Genomic DNA, 19578 nt, shown 5'->3' on the forward strand with positions numbered 1-19578 from the left:
CGAAGGACGCGAACACCGGACGGAGTACCGGACGGAGTACCGGATGGAGGAGCTGGCCGACCTGGCCGGCATCACCGTCCGCACCCTGCGCTTCTACCGCGAACGCAAACTGATCCCACCGCCCCGCCGCGAGGGCCGCATCGCCTGGTACGACGACCACCACCTGGCCCGGCTGCGCACGATCTCGGCGCTGCTGGAACGCGGCCACACCCTGAGCGGCATCGCGGAACTCGCCGAGGCCTTCGACCACGGCCGGGACGTCGCCGACCTGCTCGGCCTCGGCGCCCCCACCGAGGAGACCCCGGTCCGCCTCACCCCCGAGGACCTCGCCGACCGCTTCGGCCCGGACGCCACCCCCGAGAACCTCGCGGCCTCGATGGACCTCGGCTATCTGGGCATCGACGGCGACCAGATCGTCCACATCAGCCGCAGCCTCCTGGAGGCGTCGGCGGCACTGGTCCAGGAGGGCATCCCGCTGTCGGCGGTCCTGGCGGCGGGCAAGCGGGTACGCGACCACGCGGACGCCCTGGCCGAGATCTTCACGGACGTGATCCTCACCCACGCCCCGGAGGGCGACCCGGCCCGTCTGCGCCCACTGGCCCGCCGGGTGGTGGAGGCGGAACTGTCCCTGGCGCTCGACCGCAGACTGCGCCAGAACCCGTGAAAGTCAGGCGGCTCGCTCAGAGGTTGTAGACGACGGTGACGGGCGCATGGTCGGACCAGCGCTCGGCATGGGTGGCCGCGCGCTCGACGTACCCCTTGACGGCCTTGCCGGCGAGCCCCGCCGTCGAGATCTGATAATCGATCCGCCACCCTGAATCGTTGTCAAAGGCCCGCCCCCGATAAGACCACCACGAGTACGGCCCCTCGACCTCCGGATGCAGCGCCCGCACCACATCCACGTACCCGCCGTCCCCCGCGTCGAGCACCCGCCCGAGCCACTCCCGCTCCTCCGGCAGGAACCCGGAGTTCTTCTGGTTGGCGCGCCAGTTCTTGAGGTCGGCCGGCTGGTGGGCGATGTTCCAGTCGCCGCAGACGACGACCTCGCGCCCGTCGGCGGCGGCCCGCTCGCGCAGGTCCTTCAGATAGGCGAGGAACTCGTCCATGAAGCGGATCTTCTCGTCCTGCCGGTCAGTGCCGACCTCGCCGGACGGCAGATACAGGCTCGCGACGGTGACACCGGGCAGGTCGGCCTCGACGTACCGGCCGCTGCCGTCGAACTCGGCGGAGCCGAAGCCGACCTGGACACGGTCGGGCTCACGGCGGCTGTAGAGGGAGACGCCGGCGCGGCCCTTGGCGGCGGCGGGCGCGTGCGTGACGTACCAGCCCTCGGGCGCGCGGACCTCCTCCGGCAGCTGCTGGGGCTCGGCGCGCACCTCCTGGAGGCACAGCACATCGGCGGAGGTCTCGGCGAGCCACTCCACGAAGCCCTTCTTCGCGGCGGCCCGCAGTCCGTTCACATTCACAGAGGTCACTGTCAGCACGCGGGCACGATACCCGCCCGACCGAAACTCCCTGGCGACAGGAGCGCGCATAGATGTACGGTGGTCGGCATGAATATCCGCCGGGTCTCCTTCGACCACCCCGACGCCGTGAAGCTCAACGACCAGGTCCAGGCCGAGTACGCCGCCCGCTACAACGACGACGGAGACGTCACGCATCTCGACCCGGCGATGTTCGACCCGCCGTCCGGCCTGTATCTGATCGCGTACGACGAGCAGGACCGCCCGGTGGCCACCGGCGGCTGGCGCGGCCACGACGAGGAGACCGAGGAAGGCTATCTGCCCGGCGACGCCGAGCTGAAGCGGATGTACGTCGTCGAGGAGGCCCGCGGCCTCGGCCTGGCCCGCCGCATACTCGCCGCCCTGGAGGACGACGCCCGCACCGCCGGCCGCACCCGCATGGTCCTGGAGACGGGCGACAGACAGCCGGAGGCCATCGCCCTCTACACCTCCAGCGGCTACGAACCCTGCGAGAAGTTCGGCTACTACCGCCACTTCGAATCGAGCCGCTGCTTCGCGAAGAGCCTGCAGGACCGATAGCCGACAGCCCATAGCCGATACGGGGGGCCGGTCGGCTCACGCCCGCGCAAACAGGTCCCTCACGCCCGCAGATAGGTGAGCACCGCCAGCACCCGCCGATGCGTCTCGTCCGCCGGAGGCAACTCCAGCTTCGCGAGAATGCCACCGATGTGCTTGCCGACGGCAGCCTCGGAGACAACCAGCTCACGCGCTATCGAGCCGTTGGACCGGCCCTCCGCCATCAGCGCCAGCACCTCGCGCTCACGCGGGGTCAGCCGCTCCAACGGGTCGCGCCGCCGGCGCAGCAACTGCCGTACGACTTCGGGGTCGACGACCGTACCCCCGTCCGCGACCCGCCCCAGCGCGTCGACGAACTCCTCGACCTGCCCGACCCGGTCCTTGAGCAGATACCCGACGCCGGTGCCGTCCCCGGAGTCGAGCAGCTCGGCGGCATAGGCCCGCTGGACGTACTGGCTGAGGACGAGCACGGGCAGCGACGGCCGGGCCTCACGCAGCTGCACCGCGGCGTGCAGCCCCTCGTCCCGGAACCCGGGCGGCATGCGTACGTCCGTCACCACGATGTCGGGCTCGTGCTCGGCGACCGCCGCGAGCAGCGCCTCCGCGTCCCCGACGGCAGCCACGACCTCGTGGCCGACGCGGGTGAGCAGCCCGATCAGCCCTTCCCTGAGCAGCACGCTGTCCTCTGCGAGGACTACGCGGAGCGCCGGCCGCGATCCGTCAACTGGCTCCACTCGCAAGGAATCTCCACCCGCAGCGCCGTAGGTCCACCCGGCGGGCTGGACAGGGAAAGTCTGCCATCGAGCACTGACACCCGGTCCGAGAGCCCGACGAGCCCACTACCACCACCGGGATCGGCCCCACCGCACCCGTCGTCCCGCACCTCGACGAACAGCCGCCCGTCACGATGCCCGCCCCCGACCTCGGCCCGACTGGCCCCACTGTGCCGGTCGACGTTGGTGAGCGCCTCGCAGACCACGAAGTACGCGGCCGACTCGACGGCCCGGGGCAGGCGTCCGGGCAGGTCGAGGCTGACGTCCACGGGCACGGCCGCACGATCCGCGGCGTCGGCGACGGCAGCCTGAAGCCCGTAATCCGTGAGCACCTGGGGATGGATCCCGTGGATCAGCTCGCGCAGTTCCTCCAGCGCGGTCCCCACCTCCCCCTGGGCCTTGGCCAGTTGCTCGGCGAGCGGCGACCCCGGCGGCGCGTCCAGCCTGGCCACTCCGAGAGTCACCGACAGGGCGACCAGCCGCTGTTGGGCCCCGTCGTGCAGATCACGCTCGATCCGCCGCCGCTCGGCCTCGAAGGCGTCCACCAACCGCACACGGGAACGGGCGAGTTCGACGACCCGCTCCCTCAACTCGACGTCACGGGCGGCGATCAGCAGCCGCGTCAGCCCGGCCCGCGCCCCGGCGACAACCCCGAGCGCATAAGCACTCAAGCCAAGCAGCACCAGCCCAAGAACCGAGACCCCGAAGGCAGTCGGCCACCCGGTGACGGTCCACTCCTTGAGCACCTTGGCCTCCTGCCCGTCGCCGACGGTGGCCATGAGCACCGGCGTCGCCACGAGGGACACCGGTACGAGCAGCCCGACGGCGACGACAAGAGCGTCCACGGGCCACAACAGCCCTGCGAACAGCACCACATACCCCAGCTCCCGCCAGGTGGCCCGCTCCCGCAACCGCACGACCAGCCAGGCCCGCAGCCCCGGCACCACGGGCTCCCGATGCGGATCGGGCACCGCCTCAGCATCGACGATCCGCAGCCTGAGCCGCTCGATCCGGGCGACGGGAAGCCCGGAGAGCGCGAGGGCGACCAGCAGCGGCAGCCCCACAAGCACCACGGCGAGCGCCCCACCGGCCACCGCCATGAGCACGACCAGCGCAAAGACGAGGGCCCCGGTCACGGCCCCACTGACGAGATAGACGACCGCCCGCCAGGGCCACCACGACACCAGAAACACCGGCCGGCCCATGGCCTGCCACACGCTCTTCGACTGCATGACGATCACGGTAGGAGGCGCGTGTTGGTCCCACCATGGGCCCAGCGGGCGGGTTGGGGGTATGCCTGTCCCTACCCCCAAGTCACGAGAAACCCCTCGGACTTGCCCGACCGCCCCCGGACATGCCGAAGCCCCGACGGGAAAACCCGCCGGGGCTTCGAGCTGTGCGTGGACCTGTGGGGATTTGAACCCCAGACCCCCTCGATGCGAACGAGGTGCGCTACCAGACTGCGCCACAGGCCCTTGCAACGAGTGAAACTCTAGCATCCCGATCCGGGTGCTCGGAAATCCGTTCCGCGCCCTCGGTCGAGGCCCCCGCACGCTCCCCCACCTGCCCGAAGTTCGGGCCGGGTGCGGCCGGGCGGAGGCGTGTGGTGCTCGTTACTCGTTGGCCGCGCGGGGCCGCTCGCCGTCCTCGTACTGGTCGAACAGAGGCGTGCGGCCACGCTCGCGGGCCCGGCGGGCGGATGCCGCGCGACGGGCGTCGGTGCGGCCGTCCGCACCCTCCGGGCCTTCCTGGCCCTGCTCCGACTCCGGCTCCGGCTCCGGCTCCGACGACAGGTCCGGCTCCGACTCCGCCGCGTCCTCCGTCGTCGCCGACTCCTCCGACTCGCGCCCCACCGTGCTCGACCGCGCCGAACTCCAGGCGTCCGGTGCGCCGAGGTCCACGTCGGACGTGGCGCGGGGGGCGACCGGGGCGGTCACGTACGTCGGCAGGGGTACCGGGACCGGGTCCCAGCTGTCGCCGTGGCCGGGGCGGCGCTGGCGTTCGCGCTGCTGGTCGACCCACTCCGCGTGGTCGGTCTGCTCGACCAACGCACGCCGGTCCGCGGCGAGCGCGGACAGTGCCGACAGACCGGGGTCCGTCTCCGGCTCCGGGTGCTCGTCCTGGTCCTCGGTGCCGGGGTCGGTGGACGGCCGCCGCCGGGGCTGGCGCTCACGCAGTCGCTGCGCGGCCAGCTCGGCCTGGCGCCGGTCCATCTGGTAGGCGAAACGGCGCCGTTCCTGCGTACGCAGATAGGCGATGTATCCGCTCAGCATGACCGCCGGGACAGCGGGGGCCCAGAGCAGGGCGAGTCCGCCGACCGCCGCGACGATCGCGCCGAGCGTGAAGGCGAAGAACAGCATCACCGTCGTACGCCGACGGCGCGCAAGCACCTTCGAGCGCCGGGCGCGCGCGGCGGCTTCCGCCGAGGTGCCCGCGCTCCGACGAGCCGCCGGTACGCGCTCGCGCTCCCGTTCCCTCGTCGGGGCCGGGGCCGGCGCCTGCTGCTCCCGCTTCGGCGCCCGCTGCTGCGCCGGAGCCTGCTCCTGTTGAACCTGTTCCTGTACCTGGGCCTTTGCCTGGGGACGGGCCGGGGGCATGGCGAAGGCCCGGACGTCCACCGAGTCGGTGACACCCTCCGGGTCTCCGGCGCTGTGCTCCCCCTCGTCGGTGGAGCGCGCCCGCAGGTCCTTGGCGTACCGGCGCTCCATGCCCGCCCGTCCGGACAGGAGCCGGATGGCGGTGCTGAAGCGTTCCGTCGGACGAGCCTCGTTCAGCTCGTCCTGCCTACGGAGCCACATCGGCACCAAGTAGGCGGCCCAGGCCCCGACAATGACTGCGTAGATGAGGCCGCTGCTGCTCACGCCTCACACGGTAGAGGGGTTTGCGTAAGGCCATCTGCCAATTGAGCCGGTGTGTCGCACGATCTGGCTGATATTTCGAGCTTTTTTTGTGATCGGTGCGATCAGCGGGTCTTCGAGGGTGCGCATTTGGCACCCGAAGTCGATCGCTTTCGAACACTTATTCAATTTACGCGGGATTTCGCGGCGTGTTCTGGGATCGTGCCCGCTGCCAGCGGCTCAGCAACCCCTCGGGCACCTCTTCCGCTGTGAGCGCGAAGACGAGATGGTCCCGCCAGGCCCCGTCGATGTGGAGATAGCGGGGCCTGAGTCCCTCCTCGCGGAATCCGAGTTTCTCCACGACCCGGCGGCTTGGCCCGTTCTCGGGGCGAATGCAGACTTCGATGCGGTGCAGTCCGACCGTGCGGAAGCAGTGGTCGACAGCGAGGGCGACCGCCGTCGGCATGACGCCCCGGCCCGCCACCGCCTCGTCCACCCAGTAGCCGACGTGGCCCGAGCACATCGAGCCCCAGGTGATGCCGGCGACCGTCAACTGGCCGACCAGCTGCCCCTGGTACTCGATGGCGAACGGCAGCATCCGGCCCGCGTTCGCCTCCGCGCGCAGATGGCGGACCATTTGACGGTAGGTCGGCCGGTGGGCGATCGGGCCGCTCGGTGTCGGAGGCGGGATCGTCGCCTCCCATGGGCGCAGCCAGTCCCGGTTGCGCCGGTTGACCTCACGCCAGACCCGCTGGTCGCGCAGCCTGACGGGCCGGAGGACGACATCGCCGTCCACCAGCTCGACCGGCCAGGATGGGCTGTTCAGCTCGCACCCCCACTGCTGCCGTCGGGTCTGGGGTGGTCTCCGCCCCGGATCTGGTCGACGGCGTGCTTCAACAGGGGCTCCAGGACGGTCAGTCCGTCCTTCACCCCGCCGCTGGAACCCGGCAGATTGACGATCAGTGTGCCGTCCGCGACTCCGGCGAGTCCGCGCGACAGCGCCGACGCCGGCACCTTCTCCCGGCCGTAGGCCCGGATGGCCTCGGCGATGCCCGGGACCTCCCGGTCGAGCACCGCGCGGGTCGCCTCCGGGGTACGGTCGGTGGGCGAGATGCCGGTACCGCCGGTGGTGACGACGACGTCGTACCCGGCCTGGACGCCGGCCCGCAGGGCGTCCTCCACCGGGTCGCCGTCGGGCACGACCCACGGTCCGTCGACGGCGAAGCCGAACTTCTCCAGCCCCGCCACGAGCACCGGGCCGCTCTTGTCCTCGTACACGCCGGCCGCCGCGCGGTTGGACGCGGTCACGACCAGGGCGGCGTACGGCGCGAGCAGCGCGCCCCCGGCGTCGGCAGGCAGTGTCGCCGGTGTCATGACCGGCTCCAGTCGCCCGACTTCCCGCCGGTCTTCTCCTCCACCCGGACGTCCGTGATGACCGCTCCCTTGTCGACAGCCTTGACCATGTCGATCACGGTGAGCGCGGCGACCGAGACCGCGGTGAGGGCCTCCATCTCGACGCCCGTGCGGTCCGTCGTCTTCACGGTGGCCAGGATCTCGACGGCGTCGTCCGCGACCGACAGATCCAGTTTCACACCCGACACCGACAACGGGTGGCAGAGCGGGATCAGATCCGGGGTGCGCTTGGCTCCCATGATGCCCGCGATCCGCGCGGTGGCCAGGGCGTCGCCCTTGGGGACGCCCTCCCCGCGCAGCAGCTCGATCACGCGGGGCGAGACGAGGACACGTCCGCTGGCACGGGCGGTCCGCGCGGTCACGTCCTTCCCGGATACGTCGACCATGCGGGCGGCGCCCGCCTCGTCGATGTGCGTCAGTCGGTCGTCCTGCGTGCTCATGTGCTGCGGCGCTCCCGGTCGGGCCTGTTGTGCGCGACACGGTACTCCCAACCCGCGCCCCTCAGCCGCCCCAGCCCACCGGCCGGCCGAGCAGCACGACCTCGACCTCGGCGCCGGGCTCCAGGGACTCCGTGTCCTCGGGTACGACGATCAGCGCGTCGGCGTGCGCGAGGGCCGCGATCAGGTGGGAGCCGGCGCCGCCGACCGGCGTCACGCGCCCGTCCGCGTAGGTGCCGCGCAGGAACTGGCGGCGCCCGGCCGGCGAGGTCAGCGCCTTGCCCGTCTCCAGGACCGCTCTGGCCGTGGGCCGGTGGACGTCGGGCAGGCCCATCAGGGCACGGATCGCGGGCCGCACGAACAGTTCGAAGGAGACGTACGACGACACCGGGTTGCCCGGCAGGGCGAGCAGCGGGGTGTGGTCGGGGCCGACGGTGCCGAAGCCCTGGGGCTTGCCGGGCTGCATGGCGAGCTTGCGGAAGTCGACGCCGGCGCCGGGCTCGTCCTCGTCGGCCACGTGCGAGAGGGCCTCCTTGACCACGTCGTAGGCGCCCACGCTGACGCCTCCGGTGGTGACGACGAGGTCGGCGCGGACGAGCTGGTCCTCGATGGTGGAGCGGAGGGTCTCGGCGTCGTCGGCGACCGCGCCCACGCGGTAGGCGATCGCACCGGCGTCCCGGGCGGCTGCGGTGAGGGCGAAGCTGTTGGAGTCGTAGATCTGGCCGCCGGCGAGCTTCTCGTCGGGCTGGATCAGCTCGCTGCCGGTGGACATGACGACCACGCGCGGGCGCGGGCGCACGCGTACGGTGGCGCGGCCGATCGCGGCGAGCAGGGCGATCTGCGGCGGGCCGAGGACGGTGCCCTCGGCGAGGGCTCGGTCGCCGGCCTGGACGTCGCTGCCCTGCGCGCGCACATGCGCGCGTGCCGGTGCCGGGCGGTGCACGCAGACCTGGCCCTGGGGGCCCTCGGGGTCCGCGCTGCCGGGGCGCATCCCGGTGACGGGGCCCTCGCCGAGGCCGCCGTCGGTCCACTCCACGGGGACGACGGTCTCGGCGCCGGGCGGCAGCGGGGCGCCGGTCATGATGCGGGCGGCCTGGCCGGGGCCCACGTGGAGCAGTCCGTCCTGGCCGGCCGCGACGTCCCCGATCACCGTCAGGGCGGCCGGGTACTCCTCGCTCGCGCCGGCGACATCCGCGACCCGGACCGCGTACCCGTCCATGGAGCTGTTGTCGAACGGCGGCAGGGAGACCTGCACCGTGACGTCCTCGACCAGGACACAGCCCTGGGCGTCGAGGAGTTGCAGCTCGATGGGTTCGAGGGGGCGGACGGTCGCGAGGATGTCCTCCAGGTGTTCGTCCACCGACCACAGGTGGTCCTGGCCGGTGGTGCGGGGCGCGGCGCTGCTCAACGTTGCTACATCTCCTCGGCTACGTAACTGCGAAGCCAGGTCCGGAAGTCCGGGCCCAGGTCTTCACGTTCGCATGCGAGTCTGACAATGGCACGCAGGTAGTCGCCGCGGTCCCCGGTGTCATAGCGGCGGCCCTTGAAGACGACGCCGTGCACGGGGCCGCCGACCTTCTCGTCGTCGGCGAGCTGCTGGAGGGCGTCGGTGAGCTGGATCTCGCCGCCGCGGCCGGGCTCGGTCCGGCGGAGTACGCCGAAGATGTTCGGGTCGAGGACGTAGCGGCCGATGATCGCGTAGTTCGACGGGGCGTCCGCCGCCTCGGGCTTCTCGACCAGGCCTGTGACCTTGACGACGTCGCCGTCGTCGGTGGTCTCGACGGCCGCGCAGCCGTACAGGTGGATCTGCTCGGGGGCGACCTCCATGAGGGCGATGACGCTGCCGCCGTGCTGCTCCTGGACCTCGACCATGCGCTGGAGGAGGGGGTCGCGGGGGTCGATGAGGTCGTCGCCGAGGAGGACGGCGAAGGGCTCGTGGCCGACGTGCGGGGCGGCGCACAGGACAGCGTGGCCGAGGCCCTTGGGGTCGCCCTGGCGGACGTAGTGCATGGTGGCGAGGTCGCTGGACTCCTGGACCTTGGCGAGTCGCGCGGCGTCGCCCTTCTTCTGAAGGGCGGACTCCAGCTCGTAGTTGCGGTCGAAGTGGTCCTCGAGGGGGCGCTTGTTGCGTCCCGTGATCATGAGGACGTCGTCGAGGCCCGCGGAGACGGCCTCCTCGACCACGTACTGGATCGCCGGCTTGTCGACGACCGGCAGCATCTCCTTGGGAGTGGCCTTGGTGGCCGGCAGGAACCGGGTGCCGAGGCCTGCTGCGGGGATGACAGCCTTGCTGATCCTGGGGTGCGACTCAGTCATGGCCGCAACCTTATCCGGTGCCTTTGGGCCGATTCTGAGGCTCCGATTAATTGACGCTCATTTCAGCATATGAACCATATGAGAGTTCTGGGAACGACAGTGGGAGAGCCATGGAGGCACAGCCTGACAAGCGAATGTTGCGGCGGGACTTCCTGGCGGTGAGAAGCAGGTTGACGGCCGCCGATGTCCAAGAGGCGGCTACGGCCCTCGCCGCCCGCGCACTCGGCCTGCCCGAACTCGCCCGCGCGCGCACGGTGGCCGCGTACGTCGCCGTCGGCACCGAACCCGGCACCCGCACCCTCCTGGACGCCCTCCACGCGCGCGGGGTGCGCGTCCTGCTGCCGGTCCTCCTCCCGGACAACGACCTCGACTGGGGCACGTACAACGGCGAGGGGTCCTTGGAGGAGGTGAGGCACGGCGGGCGGATGGCCCTGCTGGAGCCGTCCGGCGACCGCCTCGGCGCGGACGCCGTGACGACCGCCGACGCCGTCCTGCTGCCCGGCCTGGCCGTGGACGACCGGGGGATGCGGCTGGGGCGCGGCGGAGGCTCGTACGACCGGGTGCTGGCCCGGCTGGAGCGGTCGGGCGCCGATCCGGCCCTGGTGGTGCTGCTGTACGACTCCGAGGTCGTCCCCCGCGTCCCGGCCGAGCCGCACGACCGGCCGGTGCACGCGGTGGTCACGCCTTCGGGAGTACGCCGGTTCCGCAGGCTCTCGTAGAACGGGAAATGGCCCTCCACGCGCGCGTGGAGGGCCGTTTCGGGACTACCGCAGGCTCATGGCTTCAGCAGCAGTGTGTCGTTCGTGCTGTCCTCGACCGCCTTGTCCGTGAAGGACCAGTCCAGCAGTTCGCCGTCGACCCACTTGCCCGTCTGGTCGGTGTAGTGGTCGCTGAAGGCGTGCCCGGAGGCTCCCGTCAGGTTGATCCACTTCGACTTGTCGAGGTCGCCGAGGTTGACCACCATCCGCATCGACGGCACCCAGACGACGCCGTAGCCGCCGGCCGCGTTCCAGCCGGTCGCGTTGACCGTCGCCTCGCCGCCGCCGAGCTTCCAGGGGCCGCGGTTGAGGATGTACTGCAGGAAGCCGGGGCCCTCGGTGCCCAGGGTCTGGTTCTTCAGGAACAGGCGGTGCAGCCGGCCCCAGCTCCAGGTGTCGATGTCCTTGCCGAGCTTGGCGGTCAGCTCCCAGCGGGCGTCCGTCATGGCGCGCGAGAACAGCTGGTCGCGGTTGGTCGCGGCCTTCTCGGTACGGGTGGCCGGCGTGCTCCACCAGTCGTTGTCCGTGTCGTTGATGATCTTGCGGACCACCTCGAACCAGCGGTCGCCGCCGTCCGGCTGCGCCTGGTCCGCGTCCCGCTGCCCGCATTCGAGGACGCGCTGGTCCGCGTCGGCGGGGCTGGTGGTGTTGACCGGCTTCACGTAGAGGCACTGGCCCTTGACCCGCACCTCCTTAGGCAGCTTGTTGCCGAAGGCGAGCTTCAGGATGTTGCGCCAGACCGCGTTGAAGTAGGCCGCCGCGGCCGAGTCGGCGTCCTGGGTGTAGTCCCAGCCCACCAGGAGCTTCTGCGCCTCGCGGACGTACTTGTCCTTGACGTCGATCGCCAGCAGCTTCGGCACCAGCAGCCTGGCGATCTCGCTGCTGTTGTCCAGCTGCATCTGGCGCATGTCGTCGGTGGAGATCTTGCCGCCGCCCCTGATCTTCGAGGCGATCAGGTCGGCGATGCGCTGGCTGCGGGTGCCGTAGCCCCAGTCCGTGGTGAGCGTGTACGGGTACTTGGCCTTGTCGACGACGGCCTGGTTGGCGGTCACGATGTAGCCGCGCGCGGGGTCGAACTCGAAGGGCAGCTCGGACTGCTTGAGGTAGCCGGTCCAGCGGTACTTGGAGTCCCAGCCGGGGACCGGGAGCGAGCCGTCGTCGCCCGCCGCGCGCTTGGGGATGAGTCCCGGCAGCTGGTAGCCGATGTGGCCCTCGGTGTCGGCGTAGACGAGGTTCTGCGAGGGCACGTCGAAGGAGGCCGCCGCCGCGCGGAACTCGGTCCAGTTGGACGCCTTGTCCATCAGGAAGACGGCGTCCATGGACTTGCCGGGGTCCAGCGCGGTCCAGCGCAGCGCGATGCCGTAGCCGTCGCCCCGGTCGGGGGCGGAGGCGTCGACGGTGGCCTTCTTGCCGACCTTGACCAGCTCGTCGTCGCGGTCGGACAGCAGGGGCCCGTTGTCGGTCTCGCGGACGACGATCGTCTTGGACGCGCCGCCCGCGACCTTGATGGTCTCCTCGCGCGTGGTGAACGGCTTCGTCCTGCCGTCGTACAGGTAGCCGTCGCCGGAGAGCTTCTCCAGGTAGAGGTCGGTGACGTCGGCGCCCGAGTTGGTCATGCCCCAGGCGATGTCACCGTTGTGCCCGATGATCACACCGGGCATGCCCGCAAAGGTGTACCCGGAGACGTCGTACTGGCACTTGGCGGAGACGCTGCGGCAGTGCAGGCCCATCTGGTACCAGACGGACGGCAGCGACGGGGACAGGTGCGGGTCGTTGGCCAGCAGCGGCTTGCCGGTGATGGTGTGGGCGCCCGAGACGACCCAGGAGTTCGAGCCGATGCCGTTGCCGTTCACACCGACGGCCGTCGGGACGTCGTCCAGGACCCGGTAGAGGCCCTCCAGCTGGCTCTGGAGCGCCGCGGAGTCCACGGAGGCGTAGGACGACGTACCCGACCCCGAGGAGCCGGTCTGCGTGCTCGTACCTGTGCCGCTCTTGACGAACGTCCCGGAGGAGGCGTCGTACTCGCCCTCCTGGACGATCGGCTTGTTGCGGCTGTACGGGTACTCCGGGTACAGGTCGGCGATCTGCTGCGGGCCGAGGCGGCTGGTCAGCAGGGAGCGGTCGATCTCGTCCTGCATGTTGCCGCGCAGGTCCCAGGCCATCGCCTTCAGCCACGCGACCGAGTCGACCGGGGTCCACTCCTGCGGCTTGTAGTCGTTGCTGAACCCGAGAGCCGCGTACTCCAGGGAGATCTCCGCGCCGTCCTTGCCCTTGAGGTAGGCGTTGACCCCCTTGGCGTAGGCCTGGAGGTACTTCTTCGTGGCGGCCGACAGGGTCTTGTCGTACTCCTCCTTCGCCACCCGGTCCCAGCCCAGAGTGCGCAGGAACTCGTCGTTGTCGACCTGCCCCTTGCCGAACATCTCGGAGAGCCGGCCCGAGGTCATGTGCCGGCGTACGTCCATCTCGTAGAACCGGTCCTGCGCCTGGACGTAGCCCTGTGCCATGAACAGGTCCTCGTCGGAGGAGGCGTAGATCTGCGGGATGCCGTAGCTGTCGCGCTTGACGTCGACGGGCCCCGACAGGCCCTCGAGCGAGATCGATCCCTTGGTCTGCGGGAAGGAGGCCCGGACGGTACTCACGGACCAGAACGCGCCGTAGGCGACGCCTCCGATGATCGCCAGAACCAGGACGATCACGAACAGTCGGGCTTTGCGCCCCTTCTTCCTGCCGGACTTGCCGGGCTTGTGGCCGGAAGAGCTGGTGGTAGTGGGGGGCATCGCTGTCCTTGCTGTCCTAACGCGAGCGGCAGGCGGTACTGGAGTGCTGGAGCAACCATAGGCGCAGGGCCCGACGCGACTTGACGCGGAGTCGGGTACGCGAACGGACGGGCGTTCGATCATGCCTGCGGAAGCGTCAAGAAATCGTCAAGAGTTAGGTAAGGTAACGAAGTACTCGGGTACGCGGTGACCTCACGTCGTGTCCGATGTACATGACCCGCGCGCGTGCCGCGCCGGGCCAGTGAAGGGAACGGCCGCTGACTGTCCACCATCTCAACCAGCTCCTGCTCGTCTGCTCGCTCGTCCTCCTCATCGCTGTGGCAGCGGTCCGGATCTCCTCGCGCAGCGGGCTCCCCAGCCTGCTCGTATACCTGGGGATCGGCGTCGCCATGGGCCAGGACGGCATCGGCGACATCCACTTCGACAACGCCGAACTGACCCAAGTCATCGGATACGCGGCCCTGGTCGTGATCCTGGCCGAGGGCGGACTCGCCACGAAGTGGAAGGAGATCAAGCCCGCCCTCCCGGCCGCCTCCGCGCTGGCGCTGGCGGGGGTCGCGGTCAGTGTCGGGATCACGGCGACGGCCGCGCACTACCTGATCGGGCTGGAATGGCGGCAGGCGTTCATCATCGGGGCGGTCGTCTCCTCGACGGACGCGGCGGCGGTCTTCTCCGTCCTGCGGAAAATCCCCCTCCCCGCGCGCGTGACGGGCACCTTGGAGGCCGAGTCGGGCTTCAACGACGCCCCCGTGGTCATCCTGGTCGTCTCGCTGTCCACCGCGGGCCCGGTCGAGCACTGGTACACGCTGCTGGGCGTCATCGTGCTGGAACTGGCCATCGGCGCCGCCATCGGCATCACGGTCGGCTGGCTCGGCTCCTGGGGCCTCAGGCACGTGGCCCTGCCCGCGTCCGGCCTCTACCCCATCGCCGTGATGGCGATCGCGGTCACCGCGTACGCCGCCGGCGCACTGGCCCACGGCAGCGGCTTCCTCGCGGTCTACCTGGCCGCCATGGTCCTCGGCAACGCCAAGCTGCCGCACTGGCCGGCCACCCGCGGCTTCGCCGACGGACTCGGCTGGATCGCCCAGATCGGCATGTTCGTCCTGCTCGGCCTGCAGGTCACCCCGCACGAGATGGGCGACGACATCTGGCCCGCGCTCGTCATCGGCCTGGTCCTGACCATGGTGGCGCGCCCGCTCAGCGTGATCGTCAGCCTGACGCCGTTCCGGGTGCCGTGGCAGGAGCAGACCCTGATGTCCTGGGCCGGGCTGCGCGGCGCCGTGCCCATCATCCTGGCGACGATCCCCATGGTGAGCGGCATCGAGGACAGCCGCCGCATCTTCAACATCGTCTTCGTCCTGGTCGTCGTCTACACCCTCGTCCAGGGACCGACGCTCCCCTGGCTGGCCCGCAAACTGCACCTGGGCCAGGGCGAGGGGCCCGCCGACCTCGGCATCGAATCAGCACCCCTGGAGCGGCTGCGCGGGCATCTGCTGTCCGTCGCGATCCCCGACGGCTCCAAGATGCACGGCGTCGAGGTGGGCGAGCTGAGGCTGCCGCCGGGCGCCGCCGTCACCCTCGTCGTCCGCGATGAAAAATCGTTCGTTCCGCTTCCCACCACGGTCCTGCGCCGAGGCGACGAACTCCTCGTGGTGACCACCGACCCGGTCCGCGACGCGACGGAACGCCGCCTGCGGGCCGTCGGCCAGGGCGGCAAGCTGGCCCAGTGGCTGGGGACGGGCGGCAACGGAGCAGAGGCGTGACGCACCTCTCCGCTTCCTTTCCGAGGTACGGGGCCCCATTGCCCCTGTACAGTGAAGGCGCACCCTGATCGAACCAACTCTGTCTGAAGCAGAGCTGGCGCGACCGTATGGCGGCCGGGACATCCTCTGCGGGGGCGTCGGCATCTACCGCAGTCCGCGCAAGAGGACAGCTCTCGGCGCCGCCCGCACACAAGGGGTCGCGCTACCAGGCAGCAGAAAGGCACGGCCGTGGCATCCACGGTCACCTACGGACAGCTGCTCCGTACCCCCGGCGCCTGGACGTTCCTGCTCCCCGGCTTCGCCGCGCGACAGCCGTTCGCGATGCTCACCATCTCCATCGTGCTGCTCGTCCAGCACACCACCGGCTCGTACGGCACCGCCGGCGCCGTGGCCGCCGTCACCGGCGTCTCCATGGCCCTGTGCGCACCCTACGGGGGCCGCCTCGCCGACCGCCACGGACAGCGCGCGGTCCTCGTCCCCGGTGTCGTCCTGCACACCCTGTCCGGTCTCGCCCTGACGACGCTGGCGCTGACCGGCGCCCCCTTGTGGACCCTGTTCGCCGCCGCCGTCCTGACCGGCGCCTCCACGCCCCAGATCGGCCCCATGGTCCGCGCCCGCTGGGCGGCGAAACTCCAGGACTCGCCCCTGATGCCGACGGCGGCGGCCTTCGAGTCCGTCACCGACGAGCTGACCTTCGTCTTCGGCCCGCTGCTCGCGACCGCCCTGTGCACGGCCGTCGACCCGGCGGCCGGCCTGGTCACCGAGGCCGCGCTGACTCTGCTGGGCGGCCTGCTGTTCGCGGCCCAGAGAAGCACCCAGCCGTCGGTGACGACGGCCGGTTCGCTGAATGGGCGGCACGCGCGCGTGGAGCGCGTTTCCGCACTGAGCGTCCCCGGGGTGCGCGTTCTGATCGTCGCATTCCTCGGCATCGGCGCCGTCTTCGGCGGCATGCAGGTCTCGCTCGCCGCGTTCAGCGAGTCCACCGGCAACCCCGGCCTGAACGGCGTCCTGTACGGGGTCTTCGCCGCCGGCAACATGCTCTCCGGCCTGGTCTGCGGAGCCGTCGCCTGGCGCATGGCCCCGCAGCGGCGCCTGGTCGCCGGGTACGCGGCCCTCGCGGTCACCGCCTCCGGCCTGTGGGCGGCCGACTCCGTCCTGACCCTCGCCGGGCTCGGCCTCCTGGTCGGCATGTGCATCGCGCCCGCACTGATCACCGGCTACACCATGGTCGACTCTCTGGTCCCGGCCGGCGCCCGCACCGAGGCGTTCACCTGGCTGACCGGCGCGGTCGCCCTCGGCCAGGCGGCGGCCGTCACCGCCGCGGGCCAGCTGGAGGACCGCCTCTGGGCCGGCGCCGGATTCCTGGTCCCCATGGGCGGCACTCTGCTGGCCCTGACGACCCTGGTGGCGCTGCGTTCACGGCTCGCACCACGGGTCACGATCCGTCCGGCGACCCTGACCGTCGCACGTGGCGTCGGTCACCGCACGCCGGTGACAGTGGACTGATCGGCGGGAATACGTCACTATGGACGATCGTTAGCACTCATCGAGTGAGAGTGCCAGGAGGAAGACACAGTGCCGACCTACCAGTACCAGTGCACCGAGTGCGGCGAGGGCCTTGAAGCGGTGCAGAAGTTCACCGACGACGCCCTGACCGAGTGCCCCAGCTGCAACGGCCGCCTCAAGAAGGTGTTCTCCGCGGTCGGCATCGTCTTCAAGGGCTCCGGCTTCTACCGCAACGACAGCCGCGGCTCCTCGTCGAGCAGCGCGCCCGCGTCGAAGCCGTCGACGGCCGCTTCTTCGTCGTCGTCCTCGGACTCGTCGTCGAGTTCGTCGGGCTCCTCGTCGTCCGGCTCGGGCTCGTCGTCGAATTCGTCCAGCTCCTCGTCGGGCTCCAGCAGCTCGTCGAGCACCAGCTCGGCCGCGTAAAGCACCACCTCTTGGCCCACGGGACCCTGTCGCCGCCCTACGGCGACGGGGTCTTCGGTGTTTCCACGCGCGGCTAGGGTGCGGTGCATGGTGAATCAGGCGAATCCCGTGAGCGCCACGAGCGCCGAGATCGGCGTGATCGGCGGCTCCGGCTTCTACTCCTTCCTCGACGACGTGACCGAGATACATGTGGACACGCCGTACGGATCCCCCAGTGACTCCCTGTTCCTCGGCGAGCTCGCCGGCCGCCGGGTCGCCTTCCTGCCCCGGCACGGGCGCGGACACCATCTGCCGCCGCACCGCATCAACTACCGCGCCAACCTGTGGGCGTTGCGCTCGGTCGGCGTCCGCCAGGTGCTCGCGCCGTGCGCGGTGGGCGGTCTGCGGCCCGAGTACGGTCCGGGCACACTGCTCGTGCCGGACCAGCTGGTCGACCGTACGAAGTCCCGGGTGGGGACCTTCTTCGACGGCCTGCCGCTGCCGGGCGGGGCTGTCCCCAACGTGGTGCACGTGTCCCTCGCCGACCCCTACTGCCCGGTCGGCCGCAAGGTCGCGCTGGAGGCGGCGCGTGGCCGCGACTGGGAGCCGGTGGACGGCGGCACGCTGACCGTGATCGAGGGGCCGCGGTTCTCCACCCGTGCCGAATCGCTCTGGTACCGGGCGCAGGGCTGGTCGGTGGTGGGCATGACGGGCCATCCCGAGGCGGGGCTCGCCCGTGAACTGGAGCTGTGCTACACGTCGTTGACCCTCGTCACCGACCTCGACGCGGGCGCGGAGACCGGTGAGGGCGTCTCGCACGAGGAGGTGCTCCAGGTGTTCGCGGCGAACGTGGACCGGATGCGGGGCGTGCTGTCCGACGCGGTGGCGGCGCTGCCTGCGGGCGAGACGCGGGACTGCCTGTGCACGAAGGCGCTGGGCGGGATGGATCCGGGGTTCGAGCTGCCCTGAAGCGACACCGGCAGAGGTGGAACTTCCCGTTCGGGTGAGCGAGTTGTCCACAACCGGTGAGTAACACACAGGCCTGAGCGGGGTTCGCGGAAAAGCCTCATCGTGGGGGCGCAAGCAGCTCCCTCGTCACAGGTGGTGGTCCCCATGTCATCCGTACGTCCCATGTCTCCCGTACGTCCCGTGCACTCCGTTTCGCTCGTCCCCCCGCCCTGCGAGGTGCCGCACTTCGCTCCCGTGCGGGTGCGCGGCGGGCGGGGTCAACTGCGGCGCCTGGTACGGAATCGGAGGCGGGCGCTGGCCCTCGGGCTCGCCGTCACGGCTGCCGCGATCGTGGCGGCGGGTCCACGTGGGGCGTCAGGTCCGCCGCCCGATGTCGGACGGGTCCGGGGCCATCCCGTGGCGGATCCCGTACGGGAGCGGCGCGCGGTCGAGATGGTGACGGCGCCGGTGCGGATCGCCGACGCGGCAACGGTCCGGCTGCTGCGGCCCGGTGACCGGGTCGACGTCATCGCGGCCGAGGAGTCGCCGACGGGCACGGACGCTCAGGTGGTCGCGCACCGGGCCCGGGTGACGAAGGTGCCGCCTGCCATGACGCCCGAGGACAGCGTGGCCGAGGGCGGGGCCCTGGTCGTGCTCTCGGTGCCGCGCACCACGGCGTCCCGGCTGGCCGGCGCGGGTGCGACGGCACGGTTGGCGGTGACGGTGTGGTGAACGGTTGGATGATCGTCTCGAACCGTCTGGCGTCAAGTCCCTCGTTGGAGTCGGCCAATTGGACATGGCCGCCACAGGTTGACGTAGGTTGCGGAACTGTTTGTTCCCCCATTTGCGTGTACGAGGAGAGGCCCCGCGGTGAGCGAGAAGAAGCAACCGAGCGTCTGGGACGGCTTCAAAGCCTTCCTGACGCGCGGCAACGTCGTCGACCTGGCGGTCGCGGTAGTCATCGGCACCGCGTTCACCAACATCGTGAACTCGGTGGTGAAGGGCGTCATCAACCCGATGGTGGGGGCGTTCGGGACGAAGAACCTCGACAACTACAGCTCCTGCATCAAGGACCCCTGCACCGGCACCGGCGACACCGCGACCGGCGTCAAGATCATGTGGGGCTCGGTCCTGGGCGCCACGCTCACCTTCGTGATCACCGCGGCCGTCGTCTACTTCCTGATGGTCCTGCCGATGTCGAAGTACCTGGCCCGGGTGGCCGCGCGCCAGAAGGCGAAGGAGGGCGCGCAGGAGGTCGTCGAGCTGAGCGAGCTGGAGGTCCTCAAGGAGATCCGCGACGCCCTCGTGGCCCAGCGGGGCACCGGGCACGACGAGCGGTAGGCAGGGCGCTCGGCCTCGTTCGGAGGTCGCTCGGCCCGGTTCAGATGTGGTGGGGCGGCTTCTCGTCGAGGAAGCGCTTCAGGTCGGCCGCGCTGTCGCCGCCGCCGTCAGCCGGGCGCTCGCCCCACCCACGGTCCGTGTCGTCCGACGACTGCTGGTCCAGCGGGTCGTCGAAGATCAGCGCGGGCTTCGGGGCGCGCGGTTCGGGGGCGGCGGGGCTGCTCATGAGTCCAGGGTACGTCCCACCTGCCGGGCCCGGTCCGGGCCG

Annotated in this window: 20 protein-coding genes and 1 tRNA gene; 9 read left to right on the forward strand and 12 right to left on the reverse strand. The window is 70.7% G+C overall.

Going from position 1 to position 19578, the window contains the following annotated elements:
• The first annotated feature begins 43 nt into the window (after nt 1–43).
• Nucleotides 44–664 (forward strand): MerR family transcriptional regulator, encoded by a 621-nt coding sequence (locus ACWCRB_RS17685; protein WP_450996953.1) that lies wholly within the window; start codon nt 44–46, stop codon nt 662–664.
• 16 nt (nt 665–680) lie between these two features.
• Here the strand turns inward: ACWCRB_RS17685 and ACWCRB_RS17690 are convergent, their stop codons facing one another.
• Nucleotides 681–1484 (reverse strand): exodeoxyribonuclease III, encoded by an 804-nt coding sequence (locus ACWCRB_RS17690; protein WP_450996907.1) that lies wholly within the window; start codon nt 1482–1484, stop codon nt 681–683.
• Nucleotides 1485–1553: 69 nt separating this feature from the next.
• On the opposite strand from ACWCRB_RS17690, the gene ACWCRB_RS17695 reads away from it, so the two are divergent.
• Entirely contained in the window at nt 1554–2042 is a 489-nt protein-coding gene (locus ACWCRB_RS17695) for a GNAT family N-acetyltransferase (protein WP_450996908.1), read from the forward strand.
• A gap of 59 nt (nt 2043–2101) precedes the next feature.
• Here the strand turns inward: ACWCRB_RS17695 and ACWCRB_RS17700 are convergent, their stop codons facing one another.
• The 9 genes from ACWCRB_RS17700 to galU form a co-directional block, all read right to left on the reverse strand.
• Entirely contained in the window at nt 2102–2716 is a 615-nt protein-coding gene (locus tag ACWCRB_RS17700) for a response regulator (protein WP_450996909.1), read from the reverse strand.
• Nucleotides 2717–2733: 17 nt separating this feature from the next.
• A complete protein-coding gene (locus ACWCRB_RS17705; protein WP_450996910.1) occupies nt 2734–4044 on the reverse strand; it encodes a sensor histidine kinase in 1311 nt (436 codons plus the stop codon).
• 169 nt (nt 4045–4213) lie between these two features.
• Nucleotides 4214–4287: transfer RNA gene (locus ACWCRB_RS17710), tRNA-Ala, on the reverse strand.
• 138 nt (nt 4288–4425) lie between these two features.
• Nucleotides 4426–5673 carry a divisome protein SepX/GlpR gene (gene sepX / locus ACWCRB_RS17715; RefSeq protein ID WP_450996911.1) on the reverse strand — a complete coding sequence of 416 codons (1248 nt, stop codon included), beginning with the start codon at nt 5671–5673 and terminating at the stop codon, nt 4426–4428.
• Nucleotides 5674–5839: 166 nt separating this feature from the next.
• Entirely contained in the window at nt 5840–6445 is a 606-nt protein-coding gene (locus ACWCRB_RS17720) for a GNAT family N-acetyltransferase (protein WP_235477925.1), read from the reverse strand.
• Nucleotides 6446–6471: 26 nt separating this feature from the next.
• Nucleotides 6472–7023 carry a MogA/MoaB family molybdenum cofactor biosynthesis protein gene (locus ACWCRB_RS17725; RefSeq protein WP_450996912.1) on the reverse strand — a complete coding sequence of 184 codons (552 nt, stop codon included), beginning with the start codon at nt 7021–7023 and terminating at the stop codon, nt 6472–6474.
• Nucleotides 7020–7502, reverse strand: a complete 483-nt coding sequence (gene moaC / locus ACWCRB_RS17730) for a cyclic pyranopterin monophosphate synthase MoaC (protein ID WP_235477922.1) — start codon at nt 7500–7502, stop codon at nt 7020–7022. Before moaC ends, ACWCRB_RS17725 begins: the two co-directional genes overlap by 4 nt.
• 61 nt (nt 7503–7563) lie before the next feature.
• Entirely contained in the window at nt 7564–8907 is a 1344-nt protein-coding gene (gene glp, locus ACWCRB_RS17735) for a molybdotransferase-like divisome protein Glp (protein WP_450996913.1), read from the reverse strand.
• A gap of 5 nt (nt 8908–8912) precedes the next feature.
• On the reverse strand, nt 8913–9815 hold the full coding sequence (gene galU, locus ACWCRB_RS17740; RefSeq protein WP_450996914.1) for a UTP--glucose-1-phosphate uridylyltransferase GalU: 903 nt from the start codon (nt 9813–9815) through the stop codon (nt 8913–8915).
• Between the two features lie 110 nt (nt 9816–9925).
• On the opposite strand from galU, the gene ACWCRB_RS17745 reads away from it, so the two are divergent.
• Entirely contained in the window at nt 9926–10534 is a 609-nt protein-coding gene (locus tag ACWCRB_RS17745) for a 5-formyltetrahydrofolate cyclo-ligase (RefSeq protein WP_450996915.1), read from the forward strand.
• Nucleotides 10535–10590: 56 nt separating this feature from the next.
• Here the strand turns inward: ACWCRB_RS17745 and ACWCRB_RS17750 are convergent, their stop codons facing one another.
• On the reverse strand, nt 10591–13350 hold the full coding sequence (locus tag ACWCRB_RS17750; RefSeq protein ID WP_450996916.1) for a penicillin acylase family protein: 2760 nt from the start codon (nt 13348–13350) through the stop codon (nt 10591–10593).
• 257 nt (nt 13351–13607) lie between these two features.
• On the opposite strand from ACWCRB_RS17750, the gene ACWCRB_RS17755 reads away from it, so the two are divergent.
• From ACWCRB_RS17755 to mscL, 6 genes are all read left to right on the forward strand, one after another.
• The gene (locus tag ACWCRB_RS17755) at nt 13608–15113 is read left to right on the forward strand and encodes a potassium/proton antiporter (RefSeq protein WP_450996954.1); all 1506 of its coding nucleotides are present in this window, start codon (nt 13608–13610) and stop codon (nt 15111–15113) included.
• Nucleotides 15114–15341: 228 nt separating this feature from the next.
• The gene (locus ACWCRB_RS17760; RefSeq protein ID WP_450996917.1) at nt 15342–16619 is read left to right on the forward strand and encodes an MFS transporter; all 1278 of its coding nucleotides are present in this window, start codon (nt 15342–15344) and stop codon (nt 16617–16619) included.
• Nucleotides 16620–16688: 69 nt separating this feature from the next.
• Entirely contained in the window at nt 16689–17042 is a 354-nt protein-coding gene (locus tag ACWCRB_RS17765) for an FmdB family zinc ribbon protein (protein ID WP_450996918.1), read from the forward strand.
• Between the two features lie 87 nt (nt 17043–17129).
• A complete protein-coding gene (locus ACWCRB_RS17770) occupies nt 17130–17990 on the forward strand; it encodes an S-methyl-5'-thioadenosine phosphorylase (RefSeq protein WP_450996919.1) in 861 nt (286 codons plus the stop codon).
• A gap of 144 nt (nt 17991–18134) precedes the next feature.
• Nucleotides 18135–18701 carry a hypothetical protein gene (locus tag ACWCRB_RS17775; RefSeq protein ID WP_450996920.1) on the forward strand — a complete coding sequence of 189 codons (567 nt, stop codon included), beginning with the start codon at nt 18135–18137 and terminating at the stop codon, nt 18699–18701.
• 138 nt (nt 18702–18839) lie between these two features.
• Nucleotides 18840–19310: a large conductance mechanosensitive channel protein MscL gene (gene mscL, locus ACWCRB_RS17780; RefSeq protein WP_450996921.1), complete on the forward strand. Its 471-nt coding sequence runs from the start codon at nt 18840–18842 to the stop codon at nt 19308–19310.
• Between the two features lie 40 nt (nt 19311–19350).
• Here mscL and ACWCRB_RS17785 read toward each other — a convergent pair whose 3' ends face one another.
• The gene (locus tag ACWCRB_RS17785) at nt 19351–19536 is read right to left on the reverse strand and encodes a hypothetical protein (protein WP_235477903.1); all 186 of its coding nucleotides are present in this window, start codon (nt 19534–19536) and stop codon (nt 19351–19353) included.
• Nucleotides 19537–19578: the final 42 nt, after the last annotated feature.

It is taken from the genome of Streptomyces sp. NPDC002156 (genome assembly GCF_053593675.1).

Coding starts and splice junctions, on each gene's coding strand:
- ACWCRB_RS17685 (WP_450996953.1), top strand. CDS start 44: ATGGAGGAGCTGGCCGACCTGGCCGGCATCACCGTCCGCACCCTGCGC.
- ACWCRB_RS17695 (WP_450996908.1), top strand. CDS start 1,554: ATGAATATCCGCCGGGTCTCCTTCGACCACCCCGACGCCGTGAAGCTC.
- ACWCRB_RS17705 (WP_450996910.1), bottom strand. CDS start 4,044: ATGCAGTCGAAGAGCGTGTGGCAGGCCATGGGCCGGCCGGTGTTTCTG.
- ACWCRB_RS17725 (WP_450996912.1), bottom strand. CDS start 7,023: ATGACACCGGCGACACTGCCTGCCGACGCCGGGGGCGCGCTGCTCGCG.
- moaC (WP_235477922.1), bottom strand. CDS start 7,502: ATGAGCACGCAGGACGACCGACTGACGCACATCGACGAGGCGGGCGCC.
- galU (WP_450996914.1), bottom strand. CDS start 9,815: ATGACTGAGTCGCACCCCAGGATCAGCAAGGCTGTCATCCCCGCAGCA.
- ACWCRB_RS17745 (WP_450996915.1), top strand. CDS start 9,926: ATGGAGGCACAGCCTGACAAGCGAATGTTGCGGCGGGACTTCCTGGCG.
- ACWCRB_RS17750 (WP_450996916.1), bottom strand. CDS start 13,350: ATGCCCCCCACTACCACCAGCTCTTCCGGCCACAAGCCCGGCAAGTCC.
- ACWCRB_RS17770 (WP_450996919.1), top strand. CDS start 17,130: ATGGTGAATCAGGCGAATCCCGTGAGCGCCACGAGCGCCGAGATCGGC.
- ACWCRB_RS17775 (WP_450996920.1), top strand. CDS start 18,135: ATGTCATCCGTACGTCCCATGTCTCCCGTACGTCCCGTGCACTCCGTT.
- ACWCRB_RS17785 (WP_235477903.1), bottom strand. CDS start 19,536: ATGAGCAGCCCCGCCGCCCCCGAACCGCGCGCCCCGAAGCCCGCGCTG.